The sequence below is a fragment of the Ornithinimicrobium sp. genome, assembly GCF_035267225.1.
Taxonomy (GTDB): Bacteria; Actinomycetota; Actinomycetes; order Actinomycetales; family Dermatophilaceae; genus Ornithinicoccus.
The window spans coordinates 1-7,856 of the sequence record NZ_DATFMA010000006.1 but is presented as its reverse complement, the minus strand read 5'-3'; the positions used below and the strand labels follow the sequence as shown (position 1 = coordinate 7,856).

7 protein-coding genes are annotated in these 7,856 nt (G+C 69.7%); 5 read left to right on the top strand and 2 right to left on the bottom strand.

Going from position 1 to position 7,856, the window contains the following annotated elements; genetic code table 11:
- Nucleotides 1-505, top strand: a 505-nt coding sequence (locus tag VJ976_RS00570) for a methyltransferase domain-containing protein (RefSeq protein ID WP_324097874.1), incomplete at its 5' end; no start/stop codon positions are given.
- A 21-nt stretch (nucleotides 506-526) separates the two neighbouring features.
- On the opposite strand, the gene VJ976_RS00565 is transcribed toward VJ976_RS00570, so the two are convergent.
- Nucleotides 527-1,672, bottom strand: coding sequence for a glutamate--cysteine ligase (locus VJ976_RS00565; RefSeq protein ID WP_324097872.1), 1,146 nt, complete (start codon nucleotides 1,670-1,672; stop codon nucleotides 527-529).
- A gap of 98 nt (nucleotides 1,673-1,770) precedes the next feature.
- Complete coding sequence (locus tag VJ976_RS00560) at nucleotides 1,771-3,150, bottom strand: sugar porter family MFS transporter (RefSeq protein WP_324097870.1); 1,380 nt, start codon at nucleotides 3,148-3,150, stop codon at nucleotides 1,771-1,773.
- 146 nt (nucleotides 3,151-3,296) lie between these two features.
- Between VJ976_RS00560 and VJ976_RS00555 the strand changes: the two genes are divergently transcribed.
- The 4 genes from VJ976_RS00555 to VJ976_RS00540 form a co-directional block, all read left to right on the top strand.
- On the top strand, nucleotides 3,297-4,898 hold the full coding sequence (locus VJ976_RS00555; RefSeq protein WP_324097868.1) for an SLC13 family permease: 1,602 nt from the start codon (nucleotides 3,297-3,299) through the stop codon (nucleotides 4,896-4,898).
- 255 nt (nucleotides 4,899-5,153) lie between these two features.
- Nucleotides 5,154-6,161 (top strand): ABC transporter substrate-binding protein, encoded by a 1,008-nt coding sequence (locus VJ976_RS00550; RefSeq protein ID WP_324097866.1) that lies wholly within the window; start codon nucleotides 5,154-5,156, stop codon nucleotides 6,159-6,161.
- Between the two features lie 22 nt (nucleotides 6,162-6,183).
- Nucleotides 6,184-7,290: an iron ABC transporter permease gene (locus VJ976_RS00545; protein WP_324097864.1), complete on the top strand. Its 1,107-nt coding sequence runs from the start codon at nucleotides 6,184-6,186 to the stop codon at nucleotides 7,288-7,290.
- 1 nt (nucleotide 7,291) lies between these two features.
- Nucleotides 7,292-7,856: ABC transporter ATP-binding protein (locus tag VJ976_RS00540; protein WP_324097862.1), on the top strand; the 565-nt coding region annotated here is incomplete at its 3' end.

The window sequence follows — 7,856 nt, the reverse complement described above, 5'->3', positions numbered from 1 at the left end:
CGTGCTCGACCTCGGCTCGGGGTCCGGGGGTGACGTGCTCATCTCGGCGCGCCGCGTCGGCCCGACCGGGCGCGCCATCGGCCTGGACATGACCGCAGAGATGGTCCAGCAGGCGCAGGCCAACGCCGCGCAGACGGGCCTGGAGAACGTCGAGTTCCTCCTGGGCTACCTGGAGGACATCCCGCTGCCCGACGACAGCGTGGACGTGGTGATCTCCAACTGCGTGCTCAACCTGGCCGCCGACAAGGACGTCGTCCTGGCGGAAGCGGCACGGGTCCTCCGGCCGGGGGGACGGCTCGCGTTCTCCGACGTCGTCGCCGACGAGGGCATGGACGAGGCCACGAAGGCAGACATGCAGGCGTGGACGGGATGCATCGCCGGAGCCCTCACCGAGCACGAGATGACGACCGCGCTGAGTGCGGCGGGCTTCACCGGTCTCGAGGTGCGACCGACGCACCGGGTTCACACCCACGCCCGGTCCGCCATCATCCGCGCCCGACGCTAGCCAGGCTGCTGCACCCCGGCGCTACTCCTGCTGCCAGGACTGCTGGGTGCGCGCGATGAGGTCCTGCATCACGGGTTGTATGTCGCCGTCGGAGCCTTGGGCGGCACGCTGTTGCTGAGCCCCGGTGCCGCGTCCCAGCACCGTCTCGGCGAGCCCACCGAGGGTGCTCCGGTCTTCGGAGTCCTCCAGAGACGGCTCGACGAAGGCCAGGGCCGAGGCGACCACATCGGCGGCCGGGGCCAGCTCGCCGCTCTGGGGGTCGACCAGCTCCCCGGCCAAGCCGTAACGGCTCGCCCGCCACATGGACGCCGTCAGCATCTGCGTGCGCCACGACGGCATGGGCCGCCCTTCGGTCGCGTGCTGGGCGAGTGCCTGCACCAGTCCGCGCGCCAGTCCCGCCACCAGGACCGCGTCGTCGATGTCGGTGCAGACGTCGTTGATGCGGATCTCGACCGTGCTCAGCCCCTCGGCCGGGCGCGCGTCGAGGTAGAGCATCCCCCGGTCCAGGGCGGCCCCGCTGGCCAGCACCTGCTCCACTGCGGCCTCGTATGCGGCAGCGTCGCCGAAGGGCTCGCACTGCACGGCCGCCGGCCAGCGGCGCCAGGTCTGATGCCGCCAGCTCGCGTAGCCGGTGTCCTCTCCCGCGCTGAACGGGGAGTTGCTGCTGATCGCGAGGAGCACCGGCAGCCACGGCCGGATCCGGTCGATGACGACCACGGCCTCCTCCCGGTCGGCCACGTCGACGTGCACGTGCATGCCGCACACCACCGCGCTGAGAGCGACCTGCCCGAACTCGGCGACGATCCGCTCGTAGCGGTCGTCCCGGGTCACCTCCCCCGACGGGTCGCTGAGCGGGGAGGAGCCGCTGGCGACGACCACTCCGCCCACCGCCTTGACAGCGGTGCCGGCCATGCGCCGCCCGCGCCGGATCGACTCGGCCAGATCGGTCAGGCTCTCGACCGGCTCGTTCGTGGTCTCGATCTGTTGCTGGTGCAGCTCGGGCTCCACCTCGGGGCCGTCAGGTCGGCTGACCTGCTCCGCCTCGGCCGCGGCGTCAGCAGCGGCTTCGTGCTCGGCGACATCGAGGGCCCGCTGGGTGACCGTGCTGTTCAGACCCGTCTCCGGGTCGACCACCAAGAGCTCTTCTTCGACCCCGATCAGACGCATGAAGCCCATCCTGACCCACAGCCGGGCCCGGCGATACTCGAAAGGCAGGTGGGTCCCGTGCTCGCGACGAACGCGCGGGCACGGGACCCACAGACCGGCTACTCGGCCTTCATGGCGGCGCTGTCGCTCAGGCCGAGCGTCTTCTGCATCTCCTCCAGCGGGATGCCCTTGGTCTCCGGCATCACCTTGAGCACCCAGAGCGTCATCGCGACGCCGCACAGGAAGAAGAACCCGAAGGCCACGCCGCCGCCAGCGGTGGCCGCGATCGCCGGGAAAGACCACGAGATGGCGGCCGCGAAACCCCAGTGGGTCAGCGCACCCCAGGACTGGCCCCGTGCCCGGATGGCGGTGGGGAAGATCTCGGAGATGAACACCCAGATCACCGCCCCCTGGCCGAACGCGTGACCGCCCACGAAGAGCATGAGCATGACGACGACGACACCACCGGTGAGACCGCTGAAGTTGCCTCCGTAGACGAAGAACATCGTCGACAGGGTGCCGAGGGTGACGAGATAGAACCCAGCACACACCTTCATCAGGAACTTGCGCCCGACCTTGTCGATGATGAGCAAGGCAGCCACGGTGGCGATGAGGTTGGCGATCCCGACCCCCGCGCTGGACAAGAAGGCTGCGCTCTCGCCGAGCCCTGCGTCCTGCATGATCGTCGGCGCGTAGTAGAGCACCGCGTTGATGCCGGAGAGCTGGTTGAAGGCGGCGATCGCGAAGGCCAACAGGATGACCTTGCGGTGCCCACTGGTGAAGAAGGGCACGTTGGGCCCTTCTTCCTCCTCCCGCAGCGCCTCCTCGATCTCCTCGCGCTGGAAGCGCGCCTCCTCCTCGTCGGCGGACAGCCGGCTGATGATCTCCCGCGCCTCGTCGTTCCGGCCCATGGCCATCAGCCAGCGCGGGCTCTCCGGCACCAGGAACAGCAGCAGGAAGAAGACGAGGGCCGGCACGGCCTCGACGCCGAACATCCAGCGCCAGGCCGTCTCGTCGGGGAACAGGCCGAGGATCGCGAAGTTGGACAGGTAGGCGACCAGGATGCCGATGACGATGTTGAACTGGAACAAGCCGACGAGCCGTCCGCGGTGTTTCGGGGGCGCGACTTCGGCGTTGTAGATCGGCGCCACCGCTGTCGCTGCGCCGACCCCGAGGCCGCCGAGGAAGCGGAAGATCATGAAGACGATCCAGTCGGTGGCCAGGGCGCTGCCCAGGGCCGAGATGATGTAGAGGATGCCGATGACGAACAGCACGGGTTTGCGCCCGTAGACGTCGGCCGGCTTCCCCAGGCCGGCGACCGCGGCGCCGATGACGGTCCCGATCAGGGCCGTGGTCACGGTGAACCCGAGCCAGAAGCCGTTGAGGTCGAACACCCTCTCGAGGTCGGTCGTCGTGCCCGAGATCACCGCCGTGTCGAACCCGAATAAGAGCCCCCCGAGGGCGGCGATGATGGCACTGCGCAGGACCAGTGGCTGCATAGGAGCTCCTTTGCTCGAGATCGACGCGTCATCATTGCAGGTGGCGGCGGCACTTGCTAGAGGGACACCGGGATCTGACGCGCTGTGGGCCGAGCGGGTCGGTGCTACGTTGCCAGAGTCGACACCACGGAGTGGAAGGCACGGCGATGAGCGCGACGGACGACGCAGTCCAGGAGCAGGACCACGACAGCGACACGGCACCCGGTCGCTCGAAGGCCAAGACGTGGGGCTTTCGGGCTCTGGGCGTGGGCCTGGCGTTGCTGGTCTACGTCGTGCTCGCCGGGGCGGAGCTCAGCGCCGACGCGCGCGTGGTGGCCGCGGTGGCCATCCTGATGGCCACCTGGTGGGTCACGGAGGCTATTCCCCTGTCCGCCACGGCGCTGCTTCCGATCATCCTGCTGCCCTCACTGACCGAGCTCACCATCGACGACGCCACCGTGCCCTACGCCAACCCCATCGTGTTCCTGTTCCTGGGCGGCTTCCTCATCGCCATCGCGATGCAGAAGTGGGATTTGCACCGGCGGATCGCCCTACTGACGCTGCGGCGGGTGGGCACCCACCCCCGGCGGATCATCCTCGGAATGATGATCTCGACGGCCTTCCTGTCGATGTGGGTCTCGAACACGGCGACCACCTTGATGATGCTGCCGATCGCGATCAGCGTGCTCGCGCTGGTCGTCGAGAACGCCTCCCACCAGGGTGAGGACGGCGGCGAAGACCTGCGCAGCCAGATGGAGGAGGGCAAGGGCGTCACCGACGTCGTCGACGATACCGACGTACGCATCTTCGGAGTCGCTCTCGTCCTCTCGATCGCCTGGTCGGCCTCGATCGGCGGCCTGGGCACGCTGCTCGGCAGCCCCCCGAACGCCATCGTCGCCGGCTACATCAGCGACGAGCTCGACAAGGAGGTCGGGTTCCTGGAGTGGATGATGCTGGGCGTGCCGTTGCTGGTGACGTTCCTGATCATCGCCTGGCTGTTGATCACCCGCGTGCTCTACCGCTTCCACATCGATGAGATTCCCGGCGGCCGGGAGATGATCGACAGCGAGATCAGCGAGCTGGGGCCGATGAGCCAGGGCGAGAAGATCGTGCTCGCGGTCTTCGGCGGCGCAGCGTTCCTGTGGATCGTGCCGGGCTTGCTCGCGGGTATCGGCAGCATCGGTGAGGCGCTGCCGTGGCTCGACAGCTTCAACGACACGGTCATCGCCATCAGCGCGGGCATCATCCTTTTCCTTTTGCCCGGGGACAAAGAGGGCCGGATGGCGCTGGAGTGGGAGGACGCCGAGAAGGGCCTGCCCTGGGGGGTGCTGCTCCTGTTCGGTGGGGGCCTCAGCCTGGCCGCAGCCGTGGCCGCGACCGGTCTGGACGAGTGGTTCGGCGAGCAGGTCAGCGGCTTGGAGGCCTTGCCCATCGTCCTGCTGCTCGCTGCGGTGGTGACGATCGTGCTTCTGCTCACCGAGATGACGAGCAACACCGCGACGGCGGCAACGTTCATCCCCGTTCTGGGTGGCGTGGCCATCGGCATCGGGGTCGACCCGACCACCCTGCTCATTCCTGCCGCCCTCGCCGCGACCTGTGCCTTCATGCTCCCCGTCGGCACCCCGCCGAACGCCATCGTCTTCGGCTCCGGCGCGGTCACCATCGGCGAGATGGCGCGTGGCGGTGCCGTCCTCAACGTGGTAGGAATCCTCCTGGTCACCATGTTCGCGGTGGTCATCGGCCCCTTCGCCCTCGGCTTCGTGATCTAGCCCGGCCGTCCGGCTCAGCACAGGCTGCACCATGACGCAGCCTGTCTCCAGGGCGTATGCTGCGCCTGCACCCGATCGTCGAAGTCCGGTCCATCCCGGCACTGACCCGCAACGGTAAAGCCGCCTCTCGCGAGGCGGACGAGTCCGGTCGCACGCATCGAGCTGCGGACCACACACCCTCGAGGACACAGGGTTGGTCTGGCCGACATCGCACTGTCGTTCGGGCACATCTTCCTCGACCGACAGGAGGCATCGATGACTCTTTTCCCCCGGTTCGCCACGCGCCGGAGCCCGCTGGCATCGCTCGCGCTGGCGGTCACGCTCGCCGTGAGCCTGACCGCCTGCTCCGACGACGGCGGGGGCTCGTCCTCGGACGGCGAAGCCGCCGAGAACGAGAACAGCGAGAACGAGAACAGCGAGAACCAGAACAGCGCCGAAGGCGACTTCCCGGTCACCATCTCCTCGGACGCCGGGGAGTTCACCCTGCAGGAGCCGCCGGAGCGCATCGTCTCGCTCTCACCGTCGGCGACGGAGATCCTGTTCGCGATCGGCGCCGGTGAGCAGGTGGTCGCGGTCGATGAGCAGTCCACCTACCCCGAGGAAGCCCCGGTCACGGACCTGTCCGGCTTCGAGCCCAATGTCGAGGCGGTCACCGGCTACGAGCCGGACCTCGTGGTCATCTCCAACGACGCCAACGACCTCGTCGCCTCGCTGACCGAGCTCGACATCCCCGTGCTCGTCAACCCCGCACCCGCGGACATCGAGAGCGGCTACGCCGGGATGGCCGAGCTCGGCATCGCGACGGGACACGTGGACGAGACGGCCGAAGAGATCTCCCGCATCCGCTCCGAGGTCGAGTCGGCGCTGGAGGAGGGCCCTCAGGAGCCGGTCCGGGTGTATCACGAGATCGACGACACCTTCTACTCGGCGAGCTCCAACGGCTTCATCGGCTCGGTCTACGCCGAGCTCGGAGCGACCAACATCGCCGACGAGGCGGACACCGACGGCACCGGGTTTCCCCAGCTCACGGAGGAGGCCGTGATCGAGGCCGACCCGGAGCTGATCGTGATCACCGACCAGGTGGGATACACGCCGCAGGACGTGGCGCAGCGTCCCGGGTGGGATGAGGTGACCGCCGTGCAGGAGGACAACGTCGTCACGGTCGACGCCGACCTCGCCTCCCGCTGGGGGCCCCGGCTGCCCCAGTTCGTCTCGACGGCGGCGGAGGCGATGAGCCAGGCCGCCGGCGTCCCCGCCGGCTGAGGCGAACCGGGTGTCACCGACGATGATCCCGCTCCGCCCGCCCGCCTCTCGTGATGCGAGCGAGCTGAGCGACGCCCAGGAGCTCGAGCGGGCGATCGACCGCTCCTTCGCCGTGCCGGTCTCGGCGCTCGGCGGGGCGGCCCTCATGGTGGTTCTGGTGGCGTTGTTCAGCTCCAGCAGTGGTGCCGCGACCCTGCCGCCGGGCGGGGTGGTGACCACCCTGGTCGACCGCCTACCCGGGGTGTCGGTGGCGACCTCGCTGTCGGAGCGACAGCAGGCGGTCCTGCTGCAGATCCGGCTGCCGCGCATGGTGCTCGGGATGCTCGTCGGCGCTGCGCTGGGCATGGCGGGGGCGGCCTTCCAAGGTGTGTTCCGCAACCCCCTCGCCGACCCGTACCTCCTCGGCGTCTCGGCCGGTGCCGGGTTCGGCGCCGTGCTCGCTCTCGGCTTCGGGCTCGACCTCGGGTGGGGACCGTTCGCCGCAGTGCCCGCGGCGGCCTTCGTCGGGGCCTTGGTCGCGGTGACCGCCTCCGCCCTGGTCGCGCGCGGCTCGTTCTCCTCCCCGGCCACGCTGCTGCTCAGCGGTGTGGCCATGGCCGCCCTCTTCTCGGCGGCGCAGACCTTCGCACTGAGCAAGCTGGACGAGACGCGCGCCCGTGAGGTGCTGTCGTGGCTCTTCGGCCGTCTCGCCACCAGCGGGTGGGACCAGGTCGTCCTGCTGGGGCCCTACGTCGCCGTCTGCGGAGGCATCCTGCTGGCCCACCGACGGCACCTGGACGTGCTGCGTGTCGGGGACGACGAGGCCCGAGCGCTCGGGCTCGACCCCGCCCGCTCCCGCCTGGTCGTCATCATCGCCGCCACCTTGCTGACTGCGGCCGCGGTCTCGGTGAGCGGCCTCATCGCGTTCGTCGGCCTGGTCGTGCCGCACATGGTGCGACTCGTCGCGAGCCACAGCTACCGCGTCATCCTGCCGGTTTCCGCCCTGGTCGGGGCCGCGCTCCTGGCCGGGGTCGACGTCGGCGCCCGTACTCTCGTCGCGCCCGCCGAGCTCCCGGTCGGGGTCATCACCGCGCTGGTGGGCGCCCCGGTCTTCGCCCTCGTGCTCCGTCGTAGCCACGGGAGGGCCTGACGTGGCTCTACGGGCACCCCACCGACCGGTTCGCGCGCCTCATGGCCAGGAGGCACCCGCGCTGTCGATCGAAGGGCTGCACGCCGGGTACCACGGCACCGAGGTGCTGGGCGGGGTGGATCTGGAGGTCGGGCGGGGCGAGTGGCTGGCCGTGATCGGGCCGAACGGGGCGGGCAAGTCGACGTTGTTGCGCGCCGTGGCCGGCCTGGTCGCGCACACGGGGAGGGTCACCGTCACCACAGGTGGCTCGGCGGCGGCGCGCGAGATCTCGCTGGTCCCCCAGTCACCCGTCCTGCCGGAAGGGATGACGGCGGCCGAGTACGTGCTGATCGGTCGCACGGCGCATCTGGGGTGGCTGGCCCGGGAGTCCGGGGCCGACCGTCGCATCGCCGCCCAGGTGCTGGCGAGGCTGGGTCTGCATCGCCTGGCCGGTCGGCCGGTGACCGACTTGTCCGGCGGGGAGGCGCAGCGGGTGGTGCTCGCGCGGGCCCTGGCGCAGCAGGGCTCGGTGATGCTGCTGGACGAGCCGACCACCGCGTTGGACCTGGGCCATCAGGTCGAGGTGC